1 protein-coding gene is annotated in these 288 nt (G+C 71.2%); it reads right to left on the reverse strand.

Annotated elements, in window-relative coordinates; genetic code table 11:
- Positions 1-288: DUF222 domain-containing protein (locus ACOADB_RS12310; protein WP_378598737.1), on the reverse strand; the 288-nt coding region annotated here is incomplete at both ends.

Here is a 288-nt window from a genome sequence, read left to right on the forward strand (position 1 = left end):
ATCGCAGCCCTCGGCACGGCAGCCCGTGTCACGCAGGCGCAGGGCCTTCCGCTGGGCCTTGCTGAACAGTCGTTGCGACCGGCCGAGATCGAGCACCTGGCCCTTGCCGCCGAGCACCACCGGGATGACCGACGCCTGGCAGGCGAGCCGCCGGGCCTCGGATGCCGAGATCTCGTCGCCCTCGGACAACAGCCCCGCCGTGGCCAGCTCCGCCAGGAGCTGTTCCAGCGTCATCGTGACCATCACCGTCGTGGCGTCCCCGCCATGCTCCGGCAGGTTGTCGGGGTC

It is taken from the genome of Nocardioides sp. CPCC 206348, assembly GCF_048654705.1.
Classification (GTDB): Bacteria; Actinomycetota; Actinomycetes; order Propionibacteriales; family Nocardioidaceae; genus Nocardioides.